This window comes from Paenibacillus sp. GL_099_B, assembly GCF_057835695.1.
The window spans coordinates 6618474-6643456 of sequence record NZ_CM174430.1 but is presented as its reverse complement, the minus strand read 5'-3'; the positions used below and the strand labels follow the sequence as shown (position 1 = coordinate 6643456).

General features: G+C 47.0%; 26 protein-coding genes. 15 read left to right on the top strand and 11 right to left on the bottom strand.

Going from position 1 to position 24983, the window contains the following annotated elements; translation table 11 throughout:
• Positions 1-3 precede the first annotated feature (3 nt).
• From AC3ITG_RS30215 to AC3ITG_RS30185, 7 genes are all read left to right on the top strand, one after another.
• A complete protein-coding gene (locus tag AC3ITG_RS30215; RefSeq protein WP_192271485.1) occupies positions 4-795 on the top strand; it encodes an ABC transporter permease in 792 nt (263 codons plus the stop codon).
• 18 nt (positions 796-813) lie between these two features.
• Positions 814-1872 carry an ABC transporter ATP-binding protein gene (locus AC3ITG_RS30210; RefSeq protein WP_489252224.1) on the top strand — a complete coding sequence of 353 codons (1059 nt, stop codon included), beginning with the start codon at positions 814-816 and terminating at the stop codon, positions 1870-1872.
• A gap of 121 nt (positions 1873-1993) precedes the next feature.
• Positions 1994-3751, top strand: a complete 1758-nt coding sequence (locus tag AC3ITG_RS30205; protein WP_489252223.1) for an adenine deaminase — start codon at positions 1994-1996, stop codon at positions 3749-3751.
• Positions 3752-3997: 246 nt separating this feature from the next.
• Positions 3998-4735 carry an HAD family hydrolase gene (locus AC3ITG_RS30200; RefSeq protein WP_413374200.1) on the top strand — a complete coding sequence of 246 codons (738 nt, stop codon included), beginning with the start codon at positions 3998-4000 and terminating at the stop codon, positions 4733-4735.
• A 341-nt stretch (positions 4736-5076) separates the two neighbouring features.
• Positions 5077-5556, top strand: a complete 480-nt coding sequence (locus tag AC3ITG_RS30195; RefSeq protein ID WP_489252222.1) for a Dps family protein — start codon at positions 5077-5079, stop codon at positions 5554-5556.
• A gap of 128 nt (positions 5557-5684) precedes the next feature.
• A complete protein-coding gene (locus AC3ITG_RS30190; RefSeq protein WP_489252221.1) occupies positions 5685-6890 on the top strand; it encodes a nitric oxide synthase oxygenase in 1206 nt (401 codons plus the stop codon).
• A 142-nt stretch (positions 6891-7032) separates the two neighbouring features.
• The gene (locus tag AC3ITG_RS30185) at positions 7033-7503 is read left to right on the top strand and encodes an NUDIX hydrolase (RefSeq protein WP_489252220.1); all 471 of its coding nucleotides are present in this window, start codon (positions 7033-7035) and stop codon (positions 7501-7503) included.
• A 37-nt stretch (positions 7504-7540) separates the two neighbouring features.
• Here the strand turns inward: AC3ITG_RS30185 and AC3ITG_RS30180 are convergent, their stop codons facing one another.
• Positions 7541-8812: an MFS transporter gene (locus AC3ITG_RS30180; protein ID WP_489252219.1), complete on the bottom strand. Its 1272-nt coding sequence runs from the start codon at positions 8810-8812 to the stop codon at positions 7541-7543.
• 257 nt (positions 8813-9069) lie between these two features.
• Between AC3ITG_RS30180 and AC3ITG_RS30175 the strand changes: the two genes are divergently transcribed.
• Genes AC3ITG_RS30175 through AC3ITG_RS30160 form a run of 4 tightly spaced genes read left to right on the top strand, consistent with a single transcriptional unit; the run spans position 9070 to position 12853 of the window.
• Positions 9070-10179 (top strand): ABC transporter ATP-binding protein, encoded by a 1110-nt coding sequence (locus AC3ITG_RS30175; RefSeq protein ID WP_079695543.1) that lies wholly within the window; start codon positions 9070-9072, stop codon positions 10177-10179.
• The gene (locus tag AC3ITG_RS30170) at positions 10169-11002 is read left to right on the top strand and encodes an ABC transporter permease (protein WP_024632841.1); all 834 of its coding nucleotides are present in this window, start codon (positions 10169-10171) and stop codon (positions 11000-11002) included. Before AC3ITG_RS30175 ends, AC3ITG_RS30170 begins: the two co-directional genes overlap by 11 nt.
• On the top strand, positions 10977-11783 hold the full coding sequence (locus AC3ITG_RS30165; protein WP_064641797.1) for an ABC transporter permease: 807 nt from the start codon (positions 10977-10979) through the stop codon (positions 11781-11783). The genes AC3ITG_RS30170 and AC3ITG_RS30165 overlap by 26 nt, the downstream gene beginning before the upstream one ends.
• Positions 11780-12853 carry an ABC transporter substrate-binding protein gene (locus AC3ITG_RS30160; RefSeq protein WP_076287478.1) on the top strand — a complete coding sequence of 358 codons (1074 nt, stop codon included), beginning with the start codon at positions 11780-11782 and terminating at the stop codon, positions 12851-12853. The genes AC3ITG_RS30165 and AC3ITG_RS30160 overlap by 4 nt, the downstream gene beginning before the upstream one ends.
• 234 nt (positions 12854-13087) lie before the next feature.
• Here AC3ITG_RS30160 and AC3ITG_RS30155 read toward each other — a convergent pair whose 3' ends face one another.
• Entirely contained in the window at positions 13088-13720 is a 633-nt protein-coding gene (locus tag AC3ITG_RS30155) for a hypothetical protein (RefSeq protein ID WP_489252218.1), read from the bottom strand.
• A gap of 163 nt (positions 13721-13883) precedes the next feature.
• Here AC3ITG_RS30155 and AC3ITG_RS30150 point away from each other — a divergent pair, with 163 nt between their 5' ends.
• Positions 13884-14963, top strand: coding sequence for a YiiG family protein (locus AC3ITG_RS30150; RefSeq protein ID WP_489252217.1), 1080 nt, complete (start codon positions 13884-13886; stop codon positions 14961-14963).
• A 423-nt stretch (positions 14964-15386) separates the two neighbouring features.
• Here the strand turns inward: AC3ITG_RS30150 and AC3ITG_RS30145 are convergent, their stop codons facing one another.
• The 4 genes from AC3ITG_RS30145 to AC3ITG_RS30130 all read right to left on the bottom strand — a co-directional run bounded on the left by AC3ITG_RS30145 (position 15387) and on the right by AC3ITG_RS30130 (position 18942).
• On the bottom strand, positions 15387-15887 hold the full coding sequence (locus AC3ITG_RS30145) for an NfeD family protein (RefSeq protein ID WP_076287481.1): 501 nt from the start codon (positions 15885-15887) through the stop codon (positions 15387-15389).
• A 409-nt stretch (positions 15888-16296) separates the two neighbouring features.
• Positions 16297-17298, bottom strand: a complete 1002-nt coding sequence (locus AC3ITG_RS30140) for a cation diffusion facilitator family transporter (RefSeq protein ID WP_489252216.1) — start codon at positions 17296-17298, stop codon at positions 16297-16299.
• 199 nt (positions 17299-17497) lie between these two features.
• Positions 17498-18268, bottom strand: a complete 771-nt coding sequence (locus tag AC3ITG_RS30135; protein ID WP_489252215.1) for a DODA-type extradiol aromatic ring-opening family dioxygenase — start codon at positions 18266-18268, stop codon at positions 17498-17500.
• Positions 18268-18942: an alpha/beta hydrolase gene (locus tag AC3ITG_RS30130; RefSeq protein ID WP_489252214.1), complete on the bottom strand. Its 675-nt coding sequence runs from the start codon at positions 18940-18942 to the stop codon at positions 18268-18270. The genes AC3ITG_RS30135 and AC3ITG_RS30130 overlap by 1 nt, the downstream gene beginning before the upstream one ends.
• 225 nt (positions 18943-19167) lie before the next feature.
• On the opposite strand from AC3ITG_RS30130, the gene AC3ITG_RS30125 reads away from it, so the two are divergent.
• The 3 genes from AC3ITG_RS30125 to AC3ITG_RS30115 are packed head-to-tail and all read left to right on the top strand — an operon-like array spanning position 19168 to position 20326.
• A complete protein-coding gene (locus AC3ITG_RS30125) occupies positions 19168-19533 on the top strand; it encodes a glyoxalase superfamily protein (protein WP_489252213.1) in 366 nt (121 codons plus the stop codon).
• A 43-nt stretch (positions 19534-19576) separates the two neighbouring features.
• Positions 19577-20125 (top strand): helix-turn-helix domain-containing protein, encoded by a 549-nt coding sequence (locus AC3ITG_RS30120; RefSeq protein ID WP_489252212.1) that lies wholly within the window; start codon positions 19577-19579, stop codon positions 20123-20125.
• 15 nt (positions 20126-20140) lie between these two features.
• The gene (locus AC3ITG_RS30115; RefSeq protein ID WP_489252211.1) at positions 20141-20326 is read left to right on the top strand and encodes a hypothetical protein; all 186 of its coding nucleotides are present in this window, start codon (positions 20141-20143) and stop codon (positions 20324-20326) included.
• Positions 20327-20345: 19 nt separating this feature from the next.
• Here the strand turns inward: AC3ITG_RS30115 and AC3ITG_RS30110 are convergent, their stop codons facing one another.
• The 5 genes from AC3ITG_RS30110 to AC3ITG_RS30090 form a co-directional block, all read right to left on the bottom strand.
• The gene (locus AC3ITG_RS30110) at positions 20346-21065 is read right to left on the bottom strand and encodes a 3-ketoacyl-ACP reductase (protein WP_064641804.1); all 720 of its coding nucleotides are present in this window, start codon (positions 21063-21065) and stop codon (positions 20346-20348) included.
• An 84-nt stretch (positions 21066-21149) separates the two neighbouring features.
• Positions 21150-22052: a DUF4097 family beta strand repeat-containing protein gene (locus AC3ITG_RS30105; RefSeq protein WP_489252210.1), complete on the bottom strand. Its 903-nt coding sequence runs from the start codon at positions 22050-22052 to the stop codon at positions 21150-21152.
• A gap of 2 nt (positions 22053-22054) precedes the next feature.
• The gene (locus AC3ITG_RS30100) at positions 22055-22645 is read right to left on the bottom strand and encodes an HAAS signaling domain-containing protein (RefSeq protein WP_064641806.1); all 591 of its coding nucleotides are present in this window, start codon (positions 22643-22645) and stop codon (positions 22055-22057) included.
• Positions 22638-22967 carry a PadR family transcriptional regulator gene (locus AC3ITG_RS30095; protein ID WP_076287486.1) on the bottom strand — a complete coding sequence of 110 codons (330 nt, stop codon included), beginning with the start codon at positions 22965-22967 and terminating at the stop codon, positions 22638-22640. Before AC3ITG_RS30095 ends, AC3ITG_RS30100 begins: the two co-directional genes overlap by 8 nt.
• Before the next feature lie 274 nt (positions 22968-23241).
• Positions 23242-24786 carry an FAD-dependent oxidoreductase gene (locus AC3ITG_RS30090; RefSeq protein ID WP_413374216.1) on the bottom strand — a complete coding sequence of 515 codons (1545 nt, stop codon included), beginning with the start codon at positions 24784-24786 and terminating at the stop codon, positions 23242-23244.
• Between the last annotated feature and the right edge of the window lie 197 nt (positions 24787-24983).

Sequence of the window (24983 nt, the reverse complement as noted above, 5' to 3'; positions counted from 1 at the left end):
CATATGCGGGAGAAACATATCGGGCTGGGCCTGTTCAGTCTGCTGGTCTTTATCTTTCTGCTGGGCCCGCTTCTGATCATCTCGGTGACTTCGTTTGAACCGGGGACGGTACTCAAATTCCCACCGGAGGGCTTCTCCCTCCGCTGGTACGAGAATATTTTCAACACAGGTGGTTTCCTCCGCACGTTCCAGACGTCCATCATCATTTCCCTGCTGGGGAATTTGCTGGCGCTGTTGCTCGGGGTTCCGGCTGCGTACGCACTTAGTCGTTATGATTTCAAAGGCAAGTCCGTGCTGAATGCATTGTTCTTGTCTCCGGTACTCATTCCGGGAATCGTGCTTGGTTTTACATTGATGAAATACCTGATCGTGATCTATCATTTGCCGATGTATCTGGGTCTGCTGATTGGTCATACGATTATTATGCTTCCATTTATCATTCGCGTCATCGCATCGAGTCTGTCGAGCTTTGACTTTGCGGTGGAAGAAGCTGCGCTGAGTCTCGGTGCGGGACGTGTCAGAACGTTCTTCCAGATCGTACTTCCCAACATTCGTTCAGGAATTATCGCAGCGGTGCTGATTGCCTTTCTGGAGTCGTTCAACAACGTGGACATTTCCGTGTTTATGACCGGACCGGGGGTAAGTACATTGCCGATTCAGATGCTGACCTATGTGGAAAATTATTTTGACCCAACGATTGCAGCCATTTCTGTGCTGCTGATGGTATTGACTGGACTTTTAATGTTTGTGATCGAACGGATCATGGGCGGATTCTCATATTTTACTAAACGTTAATTGGAGGCGCAGAACGCTATGGCATTGCTGACATTAGACCACGTATCAGTGGCTTACGACAAGCAGACGATCCTGAAGGATTTTCAGTTGGAACTGGAAAAAGGTAAGCTGCTCTCCCTGCTCGGACCGAGCGGTTGCGGCAAAACAACTACGCTGCGCCTCATCGCCGGATTCCTGGAAGCAACACAGGGCAAGTTTATGTTCGGCGGCAAGGACTATACGAAGGTTCCGGCGAATAAGCGAAATTTCGGATTTGTATTTCAGAGTTACGCGCTGTTCCCGCATCTGTCTGTCTATGACAACGTGGCCTTCGGCCTGCGGATGCGCAAGGTGAAAGACAAGGATATCTCGTCACGCGTGATGCGTATTCTTGAAGTGGTGAACCTGAACGGCTTCGAGAAACGGTTCCCGCAGGAGCTGTCCGGTGGACAGCGTCAGCGTGTGGCGATTGCCCGCGCCCTCGTCATTGAACCGGATTTGCTGTTGTTCGATGAACCACTCAGTAACCTGGATGCCAACCTGCGGTTGAATATGCGGGTTGAGATCCGCCGGATTCAGCAGGAACTGGGCATTACGACACTTTATGTCTCTCATGATCAGGAGGAGTGCTTCTCCATCTCGGATCAGGTAGCGATTATGAATAAAGGCGTTGTCGAGCAGCTCGATCGCCCGGAAACGATTTTCAAATACCCGGCGACGGAATTTGTGGCACGATTTATCGGATTCCATAATTTCATTGAATTCGCGGAACGCAGTGATGCAGGAGAGGTGATCACGCTGAAAGCGGGTGGTCGCTTGTTCACCGCAACAGCGCATCCCGGAACGGCTCGTCCCGGTGCACGCAAAGGTGCAATTCGCCCGGATGATCTGATCGTCAGTGGAGATACCTCCGGGGACATGGCAAATGCTTTGCCAGGGATTATCAAAGTAAGCACGTACCTTGGACGCAGCTATCAGTACGTCATCGAGACAGAACTTGGCGACTTCACAGCTAATCAGGAGATGGAGACGCCTTATCTCAGCGGACAGCGAGTTAATCTGATTTTCCCGCAGGATAAGCTTGTCCTAGTGGAATAGCAGCAGGAAGCAGAAGCAGCAAAAGAGGCATTTTATCAGCTGAATCCAGAGCAATATGGCTAATTGTAAACTGCTGCTCTGGATAGCTGTAAAATGCTCATGAAGAAGGAGATTATGCCCCATGCGTGCAGATCAACTAATTAAGAATGTACATGTGTATAACAGTTATTATAAACGATTCGAAATGAACAACGTAGCTGTACTGGACGGCAGATTTATGTATGTTGGTCCAGACGAACCGGAGATGATTGAAGCCGATGAAGTGATTGATGTACGCGGACGTTATATGATTCCGGGCCTCATTGATATTCATCTGCACATCGAGAGTACGATGGTGACACCAGCAACCTTTTCCCATGGCCTGATCCGCTGCGGGGTAACGTCCATTGTGGCGGAACCGCATGAGATGGCGAATGTGTTTGGGCTGGAAGGTGTGCAGGAGATGATGTCGGCCAGTCGCGAGACAACAGTGGACATGTTCTACGCCATCCCAAGCTCCGTTCCGGCGACGCCAATGGAAACAACGGGTGGTTCAATCGAAATCGAAGACATGGATGTTCTTCTGGCTACTGGAGAGATCATCTGTCTGGGTGAGATCATGAACTATGTGGACGTCATCCGTGATCCGGAATGTAAGACCAACCAGATTCTTCAGCATATTCGCAAAAACTATCCAGATCTTGTGATCGAAGGTCATACACCGAAATTGCTTGGGCTGGATCTGCACCGACTGATCTATGCGGGCATCGATTCTGATCATACGCATCAGAGTATTGAAGGCTTGCAGGCTCGAATTGCGGCAGGCATGTTCATTGAAATTCAGGAAAAATCGATGACGCCAGCAGTCATGGAATACCTGATCCAGCATGATGTCGCTCAGCATTTTTGCTTCGTAACGGACGATGTTATGCCGGATTCGCTGGTGGAACGGGGGCATTTGGATCATATCGTACGTAAGGCCATTCGGATGGGTATGCGCCCCGAAGATGCGATTTACGCTGCAACCTCAACCCCTGCATCCCGTATGAAAATGACTGATCGCGGTAGCATTGCCCCAGGCAAAGTGGCGGATTATGTGCTGCTGTCCAACTTAGATACACTTGCAGTAGAGCAGGTATACAAAAATGGCCGTAAAGCTTATGACGACTACGAACCGTACAAGCAGGACCGAATTAGTGGACAGTTCCCACCTCACTTTTACAAGAGCGTGCAGTTGGATCTGCTGGGAGCCGAGGATTTCGCAATCCGTTTGTCTGATCCGAAGGTGAATGGGCAAAGTGAAGCATCTGACTCAGACACGCAGTTATCTGAAAATGGTTTAAACAACTGCCGAGTTATGATGGTGAAGGATGGTTCAACCTTTGTGGAAGAGCATATTGCACAGGTTCAGGCTGCGAATGGTGAACTGCTCTGGGAAGAAAGCGAATATGGACAGATTGCGACCTTTGAACGTTATGGCGTGAACGGCAATCGAGCACACGGTTTAATTGGTGGAGACACGATCAAGCGTGGTGCCATTGCAACAACATATTCACATGATAACCACAACCTATTGGTTGTAGGACGCAATCGTGAAGATATGATCTTGGCAGCTAACACGGTGATTTCGAGCCAGGGTGGGTTCTGTGTGGTAGAAGACGGCAAAGTGTTGTCCCATCTTGAACTCCCTGTGGGTGGCATTTTGACGGAGGAACCGCTGGCGGTAGTGTCACACCAAGTGAAAGAGCTGCGTGCAGCGATGTTATCTCTTGGTTATGTACACTATAACCCGATCATGTCCATCAGTACCCATTCTCTTGCGGTAAGTCCGGCTCTGAAAATTACGGATCACGGCCTGATTGATGTGAATGCAGGCAAGGTTGTACCGTTGATACTTTAATTGGAATACACACAATTCGTGATGTATCTCCAATTAGGTGATTGATCGTGAATTAATTTTTTTAATTATGAAAAATTGGCGACACCCCATTTCACAACCAGCATGTTGCGAGACGGGGTGTTTTTTTATGTATTAGGATCAAATAGAGAGGACCTAGAATGGGTTCATTTTTTGGACGGAGAAATGGAATACATATATAGTAAGAAGAGATGTTTGGAGCCAACACCAGGAGGATAAATAGCAATTATGGAAAAAACAAATAAAACCAGATCCATCTTTTTCGATGTAGACGATACCTTGTATGACCACTTACAGCCGCTTCGTGGCGCATTAGAGCAAGTTCTCGGCCTGCCGGATGATTTCCCGTATGGGGAGGCATACCACCGCTTCCGTTATTATAGCGACTGGCTGTCTGCCCAAGAAGACTTGTCTGCTGTACCCGAACCCGAAGCGGTAGAAAGGATGCGTCATCGCAGATTTGAGTTGACCATGGCGGAATTTGGATATCCCCTACAACAGGGGCAGGCTGAAGAACTGCAAGCACAGTATTTGAGTAGACAGTTTCAGATCCAGCCCTTTGAGGGAGTATATGAACTTATCCGAAGACTTCTTGCAGAGGGGCATATGGTAGGGTTAATTACCAACGGAGAAGGAAAACATCAGCAGCGGAAGCTCGAAGCGCTGGATGTATTCAACCTTATTCCCGAGGAACGGATTTTCATATCGGGTACCCTTGGTTATGCCAAGCCGGATCGCAGATTATTTGAGCATGTAAGCAGGCAGACGGGATCGGATTCCGACTCCAGTTATTACATCGGCGATTCCTGGCGCAATGATGTTGTCGGTGCAGTGGATGCCGGATGGAAAGTGATTTGGTTCAACCATCGTGATGCTTTGCCAGAATCAGAGCATCAGCCTCATCATGTTGCGCGCAGTTATGAAGAGGTAAGCCGTATCCTTACATCCGAGTTGATTCAACAATAAAGCGTGCGCTATGTGCGTTGGTGCAGTCCTGACTCCTCATTGAGGATCAGGGCTTTTTTTTGTTATATGTGACGTGAGGATTGTCATTGTACATCGGCGAAAATCAAGGTATAGATACTACATGTAAAGGTGCTTAAAAGGGACTTATCACATTGTCCAATGATGAAGCTTAGCTTCATGGAATCTTCATTTGAAAGAGTAGGCTAAAGCCTTCACAAAGGATAAGGGCAGTGTTATAATTAAAACAAGATTTAGATTAAGTCTAAATTAAACAAATGAAAGCAAGTTAAATTACGTTATCAAAATCAAAACTATATCGTATTCGAGAGGGGATAAATTCCATGAGCACAATCCAAACTAGAAACAATACTTTTGCAAACCATACCACTGAACTTCAAGAGGTCCTGAACCGCCAGATCGCAGGATGGTCTGTACTGTACACCAAATTGCACCACTTCCATTGGTATGTGAAAGGTCCTCATTTCTTCACACTGCATGCCAAATTCGAAGAGTTGTATAACATGGCTACGGCGAATATGGATGAAGCTGCAGAACGTCTATTGGCAATTGGTGGACGTCCAGTCGCAACGATGGCTGAACAACTGCGGTTGTCACCTGTTGAGGAAGCACAGGGACAGTTGTCAGCCGAAGGAATGGTGGAAACCGTAGTTGCTGATCTGCAATCGATGGTGGATGTTATTAACCAGGGTATTCAAGCAGCAGGCGAAGCTGAGGATAATGCGACCGAAGATATGCTGATTGGATTCACTGCTGCATTGGATAAAGAGGTCTGGATGTTAAACGCATTTCTGGGCAAATAAGCTAAGTTAGCCTGCATCCTGAACAACGATATGTAGAGTCCGTGAACAAAGTGCCCGTTCGCTTACAAATCCGGTGTGCTTGCCGTATAATGATGGCATTCAAGATGTATAGATTGGTGGAGTGAATAATGCGGACAGACCTGGAAGAACTACGGGATGAAGCTGAACGGTTTATATATAGATGTTATGAAGAGCTGGGCCATTCGCGTGAAGACGCGCAGGCCCGGCTTGTTGCAGTTTTGAACGAGATTGAGCACACAGGTACATATGTGCATACTGCGGAGGAACTGGAGCATGGCTGTAAAATGGCATGGCGGAACAGCAATCGCTGCATCGGGCGGCTATTCTGGGATAAACTGCGCATCGTTGATGCACGTCATGCAGATACGGTTGGAACGGCAGCAGATGCTGTGATGACGCACATCAGAGCGGCTTCCAACAAAGGGAAGATTATTCCCATGATTACGATCCTTCCACCTGATGGACCGAACGGAGCCCCCGTGAGAATTTGGAATCACCAATTGATCCGTTATGCGGGATATGAGACGACGGAAGGTATTGTAGGTGATCCTGCATCCGTTGAGTTAACGAAGACAGCCATGTCGCTTGGCTGGCAGGGGGAAGGCACGCCTTATGATGTGCTGCCATTGATTATCCAGGCTCAGGGACAAGCTCCAGAGTGGTATCCTGTTCCCAAGGAAGACATCTTGGAAGTGAAGATTGAACATCCGGAACGTCCGGAAATTGCCGAACTGGGCATGCGCTGGTACGGTGTACCAATGATTGCTGATATGCTACTGGAGATTGGCGGCATATCCTACCCGGCAGCACCATTCAACGGCTGGTATATGGGGACTGAGATTGGTGCACGCAATCTGGCGGATACGTTTCGTTATAATAAACTACCAGCGGTAGCGGCAGCACTTGGCCTGAATACGTCGAGTGAAACGACGTTGTGGAAGGATCGGGCTTTGGTAGAGCTGAATGTAGCTGTGCTGCATTCATTCAAGAAAGCAGGCGTTAGCATTGTGGATCACCACACAGCGGCAGCGCAATTTGCCTTGTTTGAGCAGCGAGAAGAGAAAGCCGGGCGCGAACTGACAGGTGATTGGGTCTGGCTGATTCCGCCGGTGTCGCCGGCAACGACGCATATTTTTCACAGTTCATACCGCAATGAGATTGTGAAGCCCAACTTTTTCTATGGAGATCATTCCTACAAACTAGATACAGAGAAATCGGAAGCCGAACGGTTGGATAGGGAAAAACAACACACCAAGGGCGATCAGCAGCCTCAGGCTGAGAACCCACCAATGAAATGCCCGTTTGCACACTGATGTTCGAGCGGGTCGTTTTTTTCTGTTTTTTCATCAAAGCACGAGCTCTAAAATAGGAAATAAATCTGAATATTCTTTCTCTATATGGAAATTAATTGAACTTCTATAATAAGGGGCAGGACTTAATATAGGAGGGTTACCTATGGGTTACATTGAATCGCTTCGAGAAATGGTTGGCAATACACCTGTTATTCTCGTGAGACCGAGTATTTTGATATTGAATAAATCAGGTGAGATTCTGTTGGTTCGACATGTGGATAATACCTGGGGAGTACCGGGTGGATTTATGGAGTTGGGCGAATCGGTGGAAGAGTCCGCGAAGAGAGAGGTCAGGGAAGAGATTGGAATACAGATTAAGAACCTGGAGTTATACGGCGTCTTTTCGGGGAAAGAGTTATATACGAAATTAAGAAATGGACATGAATATTATAATGTGGTCATTGGTTATATTTGCACAGAGTTCGAAGGTGAGTTGAAGCCCGATGGGGTGGAAGTTCTTGAAGCGAAGTTTTACAAGCCGACGGAATTGCCTGAGAACACAGACCCTTATCTAAAAAGTAAAATCGAAGAAAATGCACTACATATAGCAACTTTATTAAGAGTAAATAAATGAATGGAGGCTGCCCACTGATGTGGGCAGCCTTGTGCGTCTACACTCGTTTCGATCTGTAACGGCTGCGCATCACTGCCTGAACGGCAATGGCAGCGGCGATCAGAAGCAGGTTGAACACAAACACGGTATACAGCGATCCACGCTCCACAAGCAGAGCAGCCACCAGAGGGGATACGATGGAACCGATCTCTGCCACAGAGACAATTTTGCCTATGACGGAGCTCCTCCCCTCGTCTGGGATGTTATCCCCGATATGAGCAAAGAACGAATCCATGTAACATGCACCGCCTACGCCGCCAATCAGCATGCCCACGTAAACCAGCACATACGAAGATGTGCTCAGAAAAACGACCACTTCGATACCAATCATCAGCATGCCGAACATACAGAGCAGCAGACGATCACCCATCCGATCAGACAGGTAACCCGCTACCGGAGCAGCCGCGAGTGTAGAGATACCAACGACGGTAAAGGCAAGACTGATCGCAAACGGGTCCCAGTGCATGATATGAGCTGCATACAACGCAAAATAAGTCAGAAACACGGCATAAGCACTCATCTCCAGGAAATGAACCGTACCGTAGCCAATCAGTTGCTGCCTCCGGGTAAGTCCGGTGGACGGTTCAGGAGTGGTTGGGCTAGGAGTAGCGTTTACTGGAGAAACTGTATAATCAGCAGGCGTTTGCGTTGGTTTGGCATCAGTTGGAGACTCACTTAAGTCGTGGCCGTCCGCCACATTTTCAGATACAGGATTGCGCTTTACTGCTGTCTTCATCCCCATTGCCGCAACCACAGCCATCAGACAGCACACGGTAACGAGTAAAAAAGGCACCGATAAAGGCCAATGCAATGAGAGCCAGCCGCTGATGACCGGACCCAGCACCATACCCCCGCCTTCACTGCTGCTGATATAACCATTGTACAGCCCCCGGTTGTCGACGTTCCCCTCATCCCCAATGATGGAACGTACGACGACCGTAAGTCCGGTAGAAGCCAGCCCTTGGAGCAGCCGCAGCAGACCGAATACGAGCGCGGCAGAAGATACAGCGAAACCACCCATACAAACAGCGAGCAGCAGCAGCATGGCAATAAGTGCCCGCTTGCCCCCAATTTTCCGATAGAGTACCGCTGCGGGCACCCCGCCAATCACTTTGCCGACATAAAAGAGTGCAAAAATAACCCCCATCATCCAGCCGGACAGGCCGAATTCCTCAATAAACAAAGGGAACAGGGGCAGGATCATGAAACCGCCCATCTGACTAAGAAAACAAATGATCATCAGCAAAGGCAGGTTACGGCGAATATCCACGAACAGGACTCCTTTCACATGACTTGATTCCGAAATCCTCATGAAATCGCTCTACTTGGATGCGTAGATATCGACATATACCCGTAATGTATGCTGTATTTGTGAGAATAAGAAGAAATAACCCATGGCGTTTACATCAAAACCATTGCGGATATAGCTGAATCATATATAATAGATGGGATTTGTAATGAAGCATGCATGAAAAGAAGTGTACAGGCTCAAGGTATACCTCAAGTTTAAAGGGGGCGAAATGAAGCATGTCAGAACAACAACCGATTATCCGGTTCGACCGGGTGACCCAGCAATACGATCAGGATGAAGCCGTATTGAAGGAAGTCAGCTTCGAGATTGAGCGGGGTAAATTTTATACGCTACTCGGCCCGTCAGGCTGCGGGAAAACAACGATATTGCGCCTGATCGCCGGCTTTGCGGAGCCGACACAGGGCAGTATTTATTTTAACGGTGCACTGATTAACCAAGTACCGGCTCACCAGCGGCAGGTGAATACCGTATTTCAAGATTACGCGTTATTTCCACATTTGAACGTATTTGAGAACGTAGCTTTTGGTTTGCGGATCAAAAAAATGAAAACCGCTGAAATTCGCGGCAAAGTGCTGGAAGCACTCAAGTTCGTCAATCTCTCCGGTTATGAGAACCGTGAAATTGGCGAGATGTCCGGCGGACAACGGCAGCGTGTCGCGATTGCGCGGGCGATTGTCAATGAACCTGAAATTTTGCTGCTGGACGAGCCGCTCTCGGCGCTCGATCTGAAGCTGCGGACCGAAATGCAGTATGAACTGCGCGAGCTGCAACAGCGATTGGGCATTACGTTTATTTTTGTCACGCATGATCAGGAAGAAGCCTTGGCGATGTCAGATGAGATCTTTGTCCTGAACGGTGGCGTCATTCAACAAAGCGGAACGCCGAATGATATCTATGATGAGCCGATTAACCGTTTTGTGGCGGACTTTATTGGTGAATCGAACATTGTATCCGGCAAAATGAAGCAGGACTTTGTGGTGGAATTCGCTGGCGCAGAGTACGAGTGTGTCGATCAGGGTTTGCAGCGGGACGAGCCTGTGGAGATTGTGATTCGTCCAGAGGATATGGAAATTACAACCGAGGAACAGGGCAAGATGCAGGTCAACGTTGACTCTCAGCTGTTTCGTGGGGTGCATTACGAGATATCGACCTACGATGATGCGGGTAATGAGTGGCTGGTGCATTCCACGAAGAAAGCCGTCGTAGGCGCTCGTATTGGACTGTATTTTGACCCGGAAGCCATCCACGTCATGCGCTTTAACGAGACGGAAGAAGAGTTCGATAAACGTCTGGAAGCCTACCAAGAGGCCGTTCATGCAGACTAAGGCGAGTACACGCAATGCGTATCTGATTCCATATGTATTATGGATGGTGTTGTTTGTAGTTGCTCCGGTTCTGCTGGTGGTGTATTACTCGTTCTTCGATGTGGAGGGCAATTTCACGCTGGGTAACTACGCTCGGTTCTTTACACCTGTGTACATGCAGATGACCCTGAGCTCGTTCTGGTATGCATTTCTGATCACGGTGTTCTCGCTGTTGGTATCGTATCCGACGGCGTATTTACTGACTCGTACGAAGCACAAGCAGCTGTGGCTGTTGCTTATTATTTTGCCAAGCTGGATTAATCTGTTGTTAAAAGCGTACGCCTTTATCGGCCTGTTCGGCACGTATGGCTTGACCAATTCCCTGCTTGAAGTGGTGGGCATTGGCACGCAACAGATTTTATTCACCGATTTTAGCTTTATCTTTGTCTCAGTGTATATCTTCATTCCGTTTATGATCCTGCCGATCTTCAACGCGCTGGAAGAGATGAATCCGTCGCTGATCTATGCGGCCCGGGATCTTGGGGCATCGTCATGGCTGACGTTCCGTCGGGTTATCTTCCCGCTGACGCTCAGCGGTGTGAAATCTGGCTGTCAGGCCGTATTTATTCCGGCGCTATCCTTGTTCATGATTACCCGCCTTATTGCGGGGAACCGGGTAATAACGCTGGGAACAGCGATTGAGCAGCATTTTCTCGTCACCCAGGACTGGGGGATGGGTTCGACCATTGCCGTCTTTTTGATTATTGCGATGGCGATCATTATGTTCCTGACTGGATCAGGCAAGAAGGAGGTGCGTAATGGGAAGAAACGGAAAGCTGTCTAACGTCTATCTGGCCGTTGTATTCGCCATACTGTACGCACCGATCGCGTATCTGATCTTCTATTCCTTCAACAGTGGCGGGCATATGCGCGGCTTCGAAGGGTTTACATTAGAATGGTACAGAGAAGTATTTGCCGATACCCGGCTGCTAATCATTGTACTGAATACGTTTATTATTGCGCTCCTGTCCTCTGCGATCTCGACGATGCTCGGTGTGGCAGGGGCACTGGCGATCTACCATGTGCGGCGCAAACGGACCAAGAATACGTTGCTGTCACTCAATAACGTGCTGATCGTTAGTCCGGATGTCATCATCGGTGCATCCTTTCTGATTCTGTTCACCATGATTGGCATCAAGCTTGGATTCACTTCGGTACTGTTGTCTCATATCGCATTCAGCGTGCCGATTGTTGTGATTATGGTACTGCCAAAGCTTCAGGAGATGAGTCCGACCTTGATGGATGCGGCGCGCGATCTGGGTGCTGGATCATGGCAGATCTTGACCCGTGTCGTGCTTCCATACGTTAAACCGGGTATTTTTGCCGGGTTCTTCATGGCATTGACGTACTCGCTTGATGACTTCGCAGTAACATTCTTTGTCACGGGTAACGGATACTCCACACTCTCTGTGGAGATTTATTCAAGAGCAAGACAGGGCGTGTCATTGTCCATCAATGCGCTGTCCACACTGCTGTTCCTGCTGACGGTGCTACTGGTGGTTGGGTATTACTTCATTAACCGCCGTGCCGCGCGTACGCCTGCCGGAAGGGGGCTGCGTCCATGAAGCAACTGGTTCGGACATTTGCAATTGTATTTGTGGCTGCCTTTGCCTTGATGATTCTCGCTTCGTATCTGAACAAGAGTCAGGGGTATTCCGGCGGCAATACACTGACGATTTACAACTGGGGCGATTATATCGATCCCGATTTGCTGAAGGAATTTGAGCAAGAGACCGGCATCAAGGTGATCTATCAGACGTTTGATTCGAACGAAGCGATGTTAACCAAGATTGAGCAGGGCGGAACGACGTTTGATGTGGCGATTCCTTCCGAGTATGCGATTAGCAAAATGAAAGAGGAAAACCTGCTCATTCCGCTGGATCACAGTAAGCTGCCCAATCTGAGCAACATCGACTCCCGGTTCATGGACCTATCCTTTGATGAGGACAACAAGTACTCCATCCCTTACTTCTGGGGAACGGTGGGTATTGTGTACAATCCTGAACTGGTTGATGGGTTAACGTTCGAGAGCTGGAATGACCTGTGGGATCCACGTTTGAAAAATCAAATCCTGCTGCTTGACGGTGCACGTGAAGTGATTGGCATGGGGCTGAACAGCCTCGGGTATTCGTTGAACGATACGAACGAAGATCATCTGCAGGAAGCTTTGAAGAAACTGTCCACCCTGACGCCTAACGTCAGAGCGATTGTCGGAGACGAGATCAAAATGCTGCTGGCAAACGAGGAAGCCGCAGTCGGACTCGTATGGTCCGGTGATGCGTCAGAAATTATGGATGAGAACGACAAGCTGGATTATGTGGTTCCTGAGGAAGGCTCGAACCTTTGGTTCGATAACATGGTTATTCCGAAGACTGCGAGTAATATTGAAGGCGCTCATCAGTTTATCAACTTCATGCTGGACCCGGATCATGCAGCTCGTAATGCTGAATATGTCGGGTACTCTACACCGAACGCCGAGGCATTGAAGCTGCTGCCAGAGGATATTTCGGAGGATGAGCGATTCTATCCAGATGAGACACTGACGGGTAAGCTGGAAGTGTACAATAATCTGGGCAAAAAAATGCTCTCGCATTATAACGATTTGTTCCTCGAATTTAAAATGCATAGCAAATAAGAAGGCGATTCGTAGCTGAATATGCTGTTATATTGCTAAGCTAACAAAAAAAGCAGTAACCATCTCCCAGTACAGATCGGGCGAGGGTTGCTGCTTTTTTTTGGTTTTTCCTTGCTGATGTTGTGTTGAATGTACCTTTGCTACTACATAAAGGATTCTTGTCCTTTATGTTCTCGCGTATATAGGTGTTCAATTTATATAGCAAGAACCTTACTAAAATGTTGTACTTATTAATTATTTTCTTTGCAAGGATACGAGAAGCGGTGGGTTTTTGATACGTGCAAACATGACCATGACTGTGATGAGTGCAATCAAGCTAGCCGTTATGATAATGGGAACAGGGCCAATATCGGTAAGGAAGTCGAAAAGTACCTTAACCTTCAACCTTACTTTGTAGCTTTTGCCTGGTTCCAAAGGGTCAGAGGCAAGATAAGCAAGAATAAAAGCAACAGCCGCTGTTATAAACAGTGTAAGTAAAGGTTTGAAGGCGGATTTCAGCGGAGAAACCTGTTTTTCTTCGTATGTATGGCTTTCGTTTAGGTAAGAATGCAATTTTTCGAGAAATTGCTGCTTGATCTCTGGTTCGTCGATGAAAAAATAGAAGTTGTACTTTTTGAGTGAATTATTATCCAAATCTATGTCTACCATCGAATCTTTTTTGTTGGCTTTTACACGATGGATCGAGCTTAAGTGAACAACATCTTTGGAGTTGACGTTGTCAGTCCACTCCCAGTTCCCTTGCTTACCTTCTGTAACAAATCTTAGTGCATCTTCTTTGGGAATTTTCACATACAGATACTCGGGAGTAAGAATTAATGTCCTGTTTTTGTCCATGTCGAAGCTCTCAATAGTCCATTCCTCTGTCATTTAATTAAATCCTCCTTAGCTAATATCTATATATTTATCGGAGTTTATCAATTAAAGTTAAATGTTTACAAAATAAAAAAAGAAATCTAATAAAGGATTAATTTATTTTATGGATTTGCCGATGAAATAGGGATGCTTATACAAAATTTTGGAGGATAAGGAAATGAAAAGTTGGCGCAGCATAACAATTGTTCTGAGTATCGTTATGGTATTAAGTGGTTGTACCAAACATGAGATTGGCAAGCCGAATGCGGACAAGGTAAGTCCTAACGAGGGAATTAGTACATCGGGGGATGTACAGACAGAACAATCTGTATCTGAAGATCATAAAGACAAGCTTAGTGAAGCTGAGGCAGAAGAACTTAAAATGAACAAATATAACGCCTATATCATGCTTAATAATATTATAACTGGGCGGCTGAACGATGTAATGGAGCATTATTTAAAAACATTTAGTAGCAAGCCTAATATTAAATTCAACAAAAAACATAACTATTGGGTAAGGTCATTTGTGGACAGGGATGAGACATACATTAAGAAAGCCTTTGAACTTGCTCGTCAAGAACCGGCATTTGACCCGTTGGATACAGCCGCTCTTAATTTGGAACCATCCATGAATAAGCTGATTGGGTACGTCAAGGAAGCGCATGACTATTATGATTTGAAAATGTATGTGGATGACCAGTTCGAAAAAGGCAAGCAACTACATAATCAGATTCTCTCATCCTATGATGAGTATGAGAAAGCAACGGAGGTTTTCATTCTGGCATTGAGTAAGATGTCAGAACAGCATCTAAAGGAAACGATGGAACAATTGAAGGAGAACGATCAGTTACTCCGATATAGCGCGTTGCAATTTATAAGCGATGCTAATGCGTTAACGGCAGAGATGGAGGAGCAGGGCATCAACGCAAGCAATGTGCTAGATATCGATATGAAGAAATTCAAGAAGATGTACGATTCTCTAAAAAGTACCATGGAGTCCTTGATCCAGTATTCCTCTGACGATACGAGGGTGCGGTCAGAAGGTTTTTCACCGAATCAGTTGAACATGTTCATGGATAATGCCAAAGCAGTGAAAGTGGCTGCATCTGAAATCATCGAGCGGATCAACGAGAAGAATAAAGTCCCCGATTATAAGTTAAGAGCGGAATTTGCGCTTAAACATGAAAAAGGAACGCCTGAAAAGTATAACGCTGCGGTCATTGCGGCAATTAATATATACAATCAGGGCATCCATTGAGACGATAACTTGCAAGCTCAAAGTATACGCAATATAACGATTTGTTCCTCGAATTTAAAATGCATAGTAAATAAAAGTGCATAGCCATGCGGAGTATTTCTATATGCCGAATATATATCAGCACACACGCCTGCCAGTATAGAGGCATGCATACATGACTCTTAGCCAAACATCCCCTGATCCTTTAATGGACCAGGGGATGTTTGGCTTTTTCTTTACCCTACCTTAGAAGCAATAGCTCAGGTGGTTGTCTTAACTTTGTTTACACGTTAACGGAGGGGACAGAACAAACGAAGGAAGCAAAGCGTGCGCCTTTATCTCCAGATTTTCCCATTCTAGATGGGATTCAAAAAAATCTGGAGATAACAGCGATCCGAAGTTGTTCTGTCACCGCAGTGATCAAGTGGAACGATTAGAAAATAACTACATGCGCTTTTTGCGACCCACAATGATCCACGCCCCGCCCATAATCAGCACAATGGCCACGAATGGCTGGACAAAAGACAGACTGTTCAGCATCGTGCCAATCGACATGACGGAGAAGAATAACAGTGAGATAACCGTCAGAATGTTGATCGGAATCAGCAACCATTTGTTACGTCCACCGAACCAATACAATTCAAACAAACCTACCGCTACCGCAAGAATGAAGCCAGGCCACATCGTGCTCCAGTTACCGAAGAGCATGGCGATCTGGCTGACAATACCTGCCGTAAGCAAGATGCCCCCGGGAACCAGCAATCCGATCCCTCGTCCAATCATGGAGAAGTACAGCCAGTGGAAGAATAGCCCCAGTGGAATCACAAATAGGGTGGGCCAGAACGTGGCAAAGATTGTACCCGGACCGAGTGAACCTCCCTGGTTCAAAATCAGGTACACGCCGAGCAAAATAAGCACAGGCGCAAGGATGGTACGTTTAGCCATGATATCTCTCCTTTTCAATACAAGATCAATTCCCGAACGGTCATGGAGTATGTTTTCTCGTTATTCACAGCATACCATGAACCGCAAATGGGTATCCTCGGTCTTTGGAGTTAAACTGAACCTAGACTAAAGTCTAGGTTCAAAACATGCACTCGAGATTAGTCCAATCAAGGGCTCCACTGAAGCGTTCCGTCTGAAATGGCTGGATAAATTGATGGTAATGGGCATGAAGCAAGGGTGGCAGAAGTAAACTCCATGCTGTTCAGTCAGCGAATTCTAACCAACAAGTTTAGCGCAACCTTCAGCAGCCATGTAGATATAGTTAGCTATGTCACGTAGTTAGATATGTAAAGAAGCCCACTCCGCGAAGAGTGCGCTTCTTTTATCTTTTATAAAAGGGAGCAGGCACTTATTTCACCACATCAGAATGCTTCTTGCCCCAGCTGTTCACACCATCATCTTCGATAATCGAGATGGCTGCATCAGCGATGTCCGGATCTGTCATTAACTTTTCCTGGATACGGAACTTGATATCATCTGCATCGGCAAGGCTCAATCCTTTGGTCAGTTCAATCAGACCCTCGACGTGGTAATAACGACCTTCCTGAATAATGCGCATCATCTGGATATCTGCAACATGAGAGTCTGCCAGAATGGTCTGGGATACTTTATCCTCAACATCCTGTGGAGCCGCTACACCAATCAGTCCGATCATATTGTCATAACCTACACGGAAAGCGACAGCGATCATCAGGCATCCAATAATGGTCGTCACGATTCCATCGAGCAATGCAAAGTTGGCTAGTGCAATGACAACGACAGAGATCAGTGCGAGTGTCGCACCGAGTACCGCTACAATATCTTCGTAAAATACAAGGCGTGTTGGCGGTGCGGCGCGTCCTACATTTTTGATCGCAGCAGGGAACAGGGCCAAGCCTGACGCTTTGGGCGCACGTGCTTCGTGTAGAATTTCTTTCATCGCTTTAATCAAAATGGCTCCATCGATCACAATGTTAAGCACCAGCACGCCGATGTTAATCCAGATACCGCCGGAATGAGCAGCCGGATGCAGTAACAGATGAATCCCTTCATGGATCGTTTCATACGCCATAATGGTAACAACGATAACGGCAATCATACAGAAAATGTTGATGACCCGCCCGAATCCGGTCGGGAAGCGGCGTGTAGGTTTTTTCTCGGACAACACACTTCCGACAAAGACAAACCCTTGGTTGATGGCATCGGCCAAAGAGTGCATCGCCGAGGCGAACATGGCGCCACTGCCACTGAATAGAAAGGCTCCTCCTTTGCACAGTGCAAGTACAGCATTTCCTGCCATAGCTACAGCCGAGGATGTGTTCCCCTTTTTGACGAGAGACATCAAGCTCTCAGACTTTGGTTGTTCAGCCACTTCGAATGTTCCTCCCAGAAAGATGTGATAGGTGTAGAAAGAGTATTCCCTAATTACAGCTTGGTCATTTCCACTAAATGTTATTATAACTTGCTTTACAACTCCCAGCATTATGCAAAAAAGGTCATATCACTAAAAACACCCGTGCGAGTTCGCACGAGTGTCTGGTTATTTTTATATAAGGTGTTGTATCAATCGATCAATCAAATTTCCAGCAAGACAGGCTCAGGTTGCCATACTGATAGGCTTTAAACAGGAGTGATGCCTGCTTGTTCTGATCTCCCGCACCCATGGCGAGCAGCAATGGTACAAAATGCTCTGGAGTTGGCACGGCTGCTTGGGCTGATGGTGCCAGCTTGTCATAGGCGAAGAGGGACGCTGTATCCCAACTCACCAGTTTGTCTTGCAGCCAATTGTCAAACGCCATGGCCCAAGGGTCAACGCCTGAACTTTCCCAGTTTAACTGACGCAGGTTGTGTACCGTTCCACCACTGCCAATGACGAGAACATCCTGCTCACGCAAAGTAGCCAGCGCTTGTCCTACCTGATACTGCTGTTCATTGGACAGATATCGATTCACCGATAATGCAACGACCGGAATGTCCGCATTTGGATAGAGCAGGCGAAGCACGACCCAAGCACCGTGATCCAGACCACGAACAGAGTCGCTTTCCACCGGAATACCAGCATCCGCGAACAGGCGCTGAATCTCCGCTGTTGTCTCTGCATGTCCTTGTGCAGGGTATTTGATCTGATACAGCTCGGGCTGGAAGCCGCCGAAATCATAGATGGTCTCGTAATTAGCTACTGAAGAAACCGATTGAGTTGTAGATTCCCAGTGAGCAGAGAACAATACGATTGCCTTGGGTTTCGGCAGTTCCTGTCCAAGTTTTTGCAGAAATTCAGTGTATGCATGTTCCTCCAGTGCGAGTGATGGTGCACCGTGAGCGATAAACAGGGATGGCATCATTATGAATTCAGTCCTTTCGGGTCTTCGGCAGCAAGCTTGGCATCCGTCCGAAGCCATTGTTGAAATTGTTGATATAAGTCGGGGGTGACTTGGTGTCCACCGTTATATGGAACATACGTAACGTTATTGGTCTGTTCACGGAAGAAGGTGGCGTTATCTTCGCCAAGTTGCAGCGGGAAGAGATGATCCTGATCGCCATGTGATATGAAAACGGATAACTCCGAGTTGGGCTGTATCTTGTATTCGTCTTTCACAAATTGTGGAATGTAACCACTCATAGCTACAATTCCCTTGATTGCATCTCCCATGATCAGCGAGAGCGTCATCGCCATAATGGCTCCCTGACTGAACCCTGAGATATAACGCCGTGCGGGATCAATGGCATATTTGGCGGAAAGGCCAACCATTAGCTGTTGCAGTCCCTGAACAGAGGCGTCGAACAACTCACGGACGGGATTGCCAATGCTTTTAATTTGAAAATAGGCGTAGCCGCTCCCCTGAACAATGGGCCCACGTACGGCGACGATAATAAAATCGGACTGAAGAGGCTCCATTAAGCGAAGCATATCCTGTTCATCCGAACCCATGCCATGCAGGGCAAAGATAACGGGATATTGTTGTTCTGTATTGTAATCGGAAGGAAGCCGAACCTCGTAAGTCAATGAATAATTCAATGCAACCACCACCTGATAAGAAATGAGTAATCAAAAATAAAGTTCACTAATATGAAATTAATATTCTTATTGATGAACAAAATTTATCATGATTCCATTGTAGGGTCAATATTTTTTTTGTATTATGAAAATATGTTCCGTATAAGAAATCTATAATGGTCTATAACGATGTATCCGGCGGATCGCCAAAGTAATCCACATATTACTCCCAAGGACGTGATAATAATGGTTAACGGAATCGTACCTATTCTGAGGATATTTGATGAAGACAAGGCGAAAGAGTTCTACCTGGAATACCTGGGTTTTCGAATGGATTGGGAACATCGGTTTGAGCCAGATTTGCCGCTATATATGCAGGTATCTCTGGATTCCATTCAATTGCATCTATCTGGACATCATGGCGATTGTACGCCTGGAGCGGCATTACGAATAGAAACGGATGCGCTCGATGCATTATGTGACGAGCTCAATCGGAAAAAGTACAAGCATTCCAGACCTGGCATTACCGACACACCGTGGAACCTAAGGGAAATGACAGTGATTGATCCGTTTGGCAACCGGATTGTTTTTTACGAACCTAACGCGGAATAAGATTGAGTATTGGATAAACAGATCAAAGGGGGAGGATTGCAACATGGATATTGGTCTAGCCATTCGTACGATCCGCAAACAAAAACAGATCACCATCATGCAAATCTGCGAGGGTACGGGGCTATCCAAAGGTTTTATCAGCAACGTGGAAAATAATAAAACATCACCGTCCATCGCGACGCTTGAAAGTATCGCGGATTATCTGGAAGTGCCACTGCCATACTTGCTGCTGTCACCGGAGCAGCGGATGAACGTGGTGCGCAAGGATGAGCGCAAGGAGACGACTGCCGGAAGCGGACAAATCAAGGTACAGCATCTAACGGCAAAGGGCGCCATGCGCATGTCCATTGTGGAGCTGCCAGCAGGTGCATCGACTGGAGTTAATAAGCACGCTGGAGAAGAGAGCCATCTTGTTCTGCAAGGCCGAATTCGCGCAGAGCAGTGTGAGGATGTAGAGATTCTGGAAGCGGGGGATTCATTCAGCTGGAATGCCATCGTTCCCCACGAAGTAACGAATATTGGGGAGGAGCCCGCGGTGGTGCTGATCGCCGTGTCCAAGGAGTTGGATTTGGACCATTTGTGGAACGCATAGGCAGAGGATAATGGAATGGAGAATGAGAGAAGTAACGCTGCATTAATCATAAGGGTAGAGAAACAGCGTGATGAATCGTATTCGGACACGATGGCGGTTGCTGAATATGTAAAAGGCCGCCCAGAGGTTTCTCGGGCGACCGGATGGCGACGGAGTGCATCATTAGAAATGGTTGCTTCTGTCATTCATTATTCTCTTTAAATGGTCTGACTGATCCTGCTTACTGTGGATTAGTTGTCCAGATGCCTGCGGCTTTAACAAATACACGATCCGACAGCTTGAGGGTGGCCAAGGCCAGTTCAGCTACGTCTTCCGCTTGCATCATGCGGTCTTCGTCTCCGATTTTGAGTCCGGCATTGGTTGCCAGCTCCGTGTTCACTGTACTTGGTGTTAACGCAGTAACACGGATATTCGATTTGCGTACTTCCTGCATCAGGGATTCGGTCATGCCGAGCAGTGCGAATTTGGAAGCACAGTAAGCAGAACCTGTGGCGAATCCACGCTCGCCTGCGGTGGAGGCGATATTGATAATGCTGCCGCTGCTTTCCTTAATCATGCTTGGCAGTACGGCACGAGTTACATAGTATGTACCCATGACATTAACATGCAGGATACGTTCCCACTCTTCCGGGTCCATGTCCAGCAGTGTACCGAAGCTTGCAATGCCTGCATTGTTGATCAGAATATCGACTGCACCAAGCTCCATCTCAATGGCCGCTACAGCTGCTTCGGCCTGAGTGCGATCGGAAATATCCGCAATGGCACTGGTTACTTTTACACCATATTCCTGGCTCAACGATTGCTGGAGAGCCTCCAGATCGGAGGCCGTCCGAGCGATAAGTCCGAGATGTACACCTTCCTTGGCAAGTGCTTCAGCAATGGCACGGCCAATACCTTTACCGGCGCCAGTGATGACAGCCGTTTTATTTTTAAGTTCCATGTGGGTAACTCCTCCTTAGAATTGGACTAGCATTTAATTATACTATATTACCCACAGTTCGAATATTTGCTTCATCATGATTTATTATGATTGCTTGATCTTGATACTGCCTGAAGTGGTGCGAGCTTTGATGACCTCACGGCTTACCATGGGGGAATCAGGTATATTTACATCACCGGAAGTGGCCTGTGCATCGTAAATGCCGTCAAAATCAGGCGCCGCCTGTATGGAAATATCACCTGACTGTCCCGATACATCAATTGGACCGGAGATTTCTTGCTCGATCTTCACACTACCAGAAGTGAACTTAACATTTGCTGCACCGTTCAATTGCGTAATTTTGGTATCTCCCGACTGTACACTTCGGGTCACATCGCCATCAATGCCATTCAGCGTGAAACTTCCGGAAGTTTGTTTGACTTCCATATCTCCCGCAATTGCCGCAGCTTTAATGTCTCCTGAAGTTAGATCGAGTTGAATGGTTGGTACAGTAATGTCCTGAAGGTGAATGCTTCCAGACGTAGTGTTAAGGTCCAAGGTATTGGCATGCAGGCCCTTCAGATCCAGATCACTGGAAGAAGAGACGATGTTAACTTCATCCAGCTGATGTCCTTCAGGTAACGCAACCGTGATCGTTTGCTGCTGATTATTCCAATAAAGGGTGAAAAATTGCAAACGCAACCGCTCTTCCTGGTTTAACGTAAAGGTTCCATCCGTGATCGAAGCCTGTTTAAAACCTTCAATTGTGGCCGGGTCCCACTTTCCGTCGACTTCAATGTAGCCATTGGAATCCGGACTGACAACGAATTCAATATCTGCGCTTAAGTTGGCATTCATCATGATATTGTGCAGCTCATCATTTTTGAATTCCCAACGTTTGGAGTAGGGTTCTCTCTTGTCTCCGAACTGAACTCCGTAAATGGAGGTTCCGAGCAAACCGATGCCGATACATAGTATCGCTAAAGCGATCCATTTTTTGGTGCTCATGATTAGACATCTCCCTTCATCGTCTTTTGATTCCATCTTATATACTGAAGAGTGATCAGCTTAAAGGCTGTAAACACCCTTTTTGTCGCGATGGCGAATAGAATGCCAATACCGAATACTCCAATCGAAACGAACAATTCAGAATACTCGAAATGGCCGAGATATAAGAAATCCACAGCAGCAGCAACCGGGGCTACGACCAGCAGCGACAAACTGGCAATGGTCAGCCATACCGACCACAGAGTCAGTCCTAGGGGAATCGCCAGTATGATGTTCAGGAAAAAAAGTCCGATTGCCGTGAAGAAGTTGCGCGCAGCTCGATTTCCCTTTTTTTGCTGTGAACGCATTTCTTCGAATGTCCGTGCGTAGAACGGATCAGATCCTGGCGTTTGTGCATCATACCGGTCACCGAGCGCTTCTTTGGCAATCTCGATCGGATGCCCCAGTTCCCGTGCAATCTCTTCTTCTGGTCTTCCTTCTCTTAATCCCATCTCAAAATGCTGTTCATAATCAGCGAGCAATTCTGCCCGTTCCAGCGGGTCCATCGGTCTTAAATGAATCTCCATTGCCTGCATGAATTGTTGTCTATTCATTGGGGGTACCTTCCTCTATAAGATTTGCGACATTGCGCACAAAACTATTCCATTCATTCGTGAGAGTCTTCATATAGTCACGGCCGGTATCAGACAGTTTGTAGTACTTACGTGGTGGGCCTTCACTGGATTCCTGCAGGTAAGTCGTACAATAGCCGTCATTGACCAATCTCCGCAAAAGGGGATACAGCGCACCTTCCGCCACTTCAATATGCTGGGATACAGCCTGAGCCAGTTCGTAGCCGTAACGATCCTGGCGGTTGATCAGCACGAGGACGCATAGTTCCAGCACCCCTTTTTTGAATTGAATATTAACATTCACTTAGGTTCCTCCTTGTTGCTCTATCCAATCACTAGTGTGTATTGTTCAGTAGTCGTGAATTCATCATAGCATCCAGTACTGTTTAATGCAAGGTAGTGATTTTAAAATAGTTCCGTATCACGATGTAGCGCTGAGTTGGACTAACTTCGTTTTCTCGCTAATTTATCTATAGATCAGCATACGCAAAACCCGAATCGGTTACTTCCGTCTGAAGACGGATTCCAATCCGGGTCTATGGGATGAAGATATACAACGATGGGGGTATCAGCTTAGTTTATTCTTGTGCTTCCAGCATCTTAAGGTCTTTCACGGCAGGGCCTTCAATGACTTTGCCTGCGTAATCGTAGCGTGATCCGTGGCATGGGCAATCCCATGAACGTTCTCCGGCATTCCATTCCACTTCACAACCCAAATGGGTGCAGGTGGTATCCACAAGAAAGAGTTTGCCAGTCGGGTCCTTGTAGGCGCCAGCACGTTTGCCGTCATGGCGAACAACAGCCCCTTCATCGTTGCCGAGTTCTCCCGTGTTTTTGTGAATAATGCCGACTTTGCCAGAGATCAGTTCCGCGGCTACATTAACATTCTCTACAAGGAAGTTTTTCACACCAGGGTCTACCTTGAATCTTGCAGGATCAAATACTGCTGCGTAAGAGTTGTCCCGTCCGGTAATCCGGTCTGTAAGGATATGTCCAGCCATCGTTCCTGTGGTCATGCCCCATTTGGCAAAGCCGGTAGCCACATAGACACGTTCATGTCGTCCGGTAATTGGTCCAATATAAGGGACCTTATCGATGGAAATCAGATCCTGGGCTGACCAGCGGAAAGGGATGTTGCGAATGCCAAATGTATCGGCTGCATAGCTCTCCAAATTTTCATAATGACCGACGGTGCAAATGCCCTGTCCGGTTTTGTGATTTTCCCCTCCAAAGAGGATGTGTTCCTTTCCTTTATGAATGACAGTACGCAGGGATCGATAGGGTTCATCGTCAGAGATATACATGCCACCGGTGAAAGGTTTCTGAGGTTCAACAACAACAGCATAGGAACGTTCAGCGTGCAGCCGTGAAAAATAAAATCCGGGGTCATAGACCGGAAAATGGGAGGCAACAACGACATGTTCGGCCGTTACGGATGGACCATTCTCATATGTCCGCACATGCAGTGAGGCATCTTCCTCCACATCGGTTACCGTTGTATGTTCATAGATGCGTACACCTTGCTTGACTGCAGATTCCAATAGGTAATGTAAATAACTGAGCGGGTCAAAGCGAGCCTGTCCCGGCATCTTAATACCTGCTCTGGACGGAACAGGGATGGGAAGGGGATCAACCCATTGACCAGGAATATTCAGCTTGCCATAGGCTGTCAGTTCAATCTCCAGCTTCTTGAGATTCTCCTCAGATTGAATGTAGACATAGGCATCTTCCTCAGCCCACTGGCAATCAATCTGTTTCTCTTTTACCAGATCTCGCATCCATTTGGCGGCTGTTGCATTGCCTTCATAATACATGCGGGCCTGTTCTTCTCCAAAATGATGAAGCAATTCATCAAATATCACGCCATGCTGCGCGGATACCTTGGCTGTTGTATGGCCGGTTGTGCCATCCAGTACTTTTCCGGCTTCAAGCACAACCACACGCAGGCCCTTCTGGGCCAGCAAATAGGCTGTTGTGATACCTGCAATTCCTGCACCAATAATGGCTACATCGGCGGTTGTATTTTCTGTCAGTTTCGGATATTCATTGAATGTGTTTGTCGCTCTCCACAGGGATTCCGGTATGGAAGGCAAACCTGTCGGGGGCTGTTGATGTTCACTCACTCGAATCTCCTCCTTCAATATTCTTCTTCATTAAGGACTATGCTTAGCTCAATAAGTACGTCATATTTATACTCCTATCCATGATTACCATACTGTGCCAGAATAAAACGATTGTCCGCATACTTTCCTGAGGAAAGTTCACATTTTCCTGTGAAGCACCCCTGTTTTTTTTGCTAAACATGCTATATGATAGATTT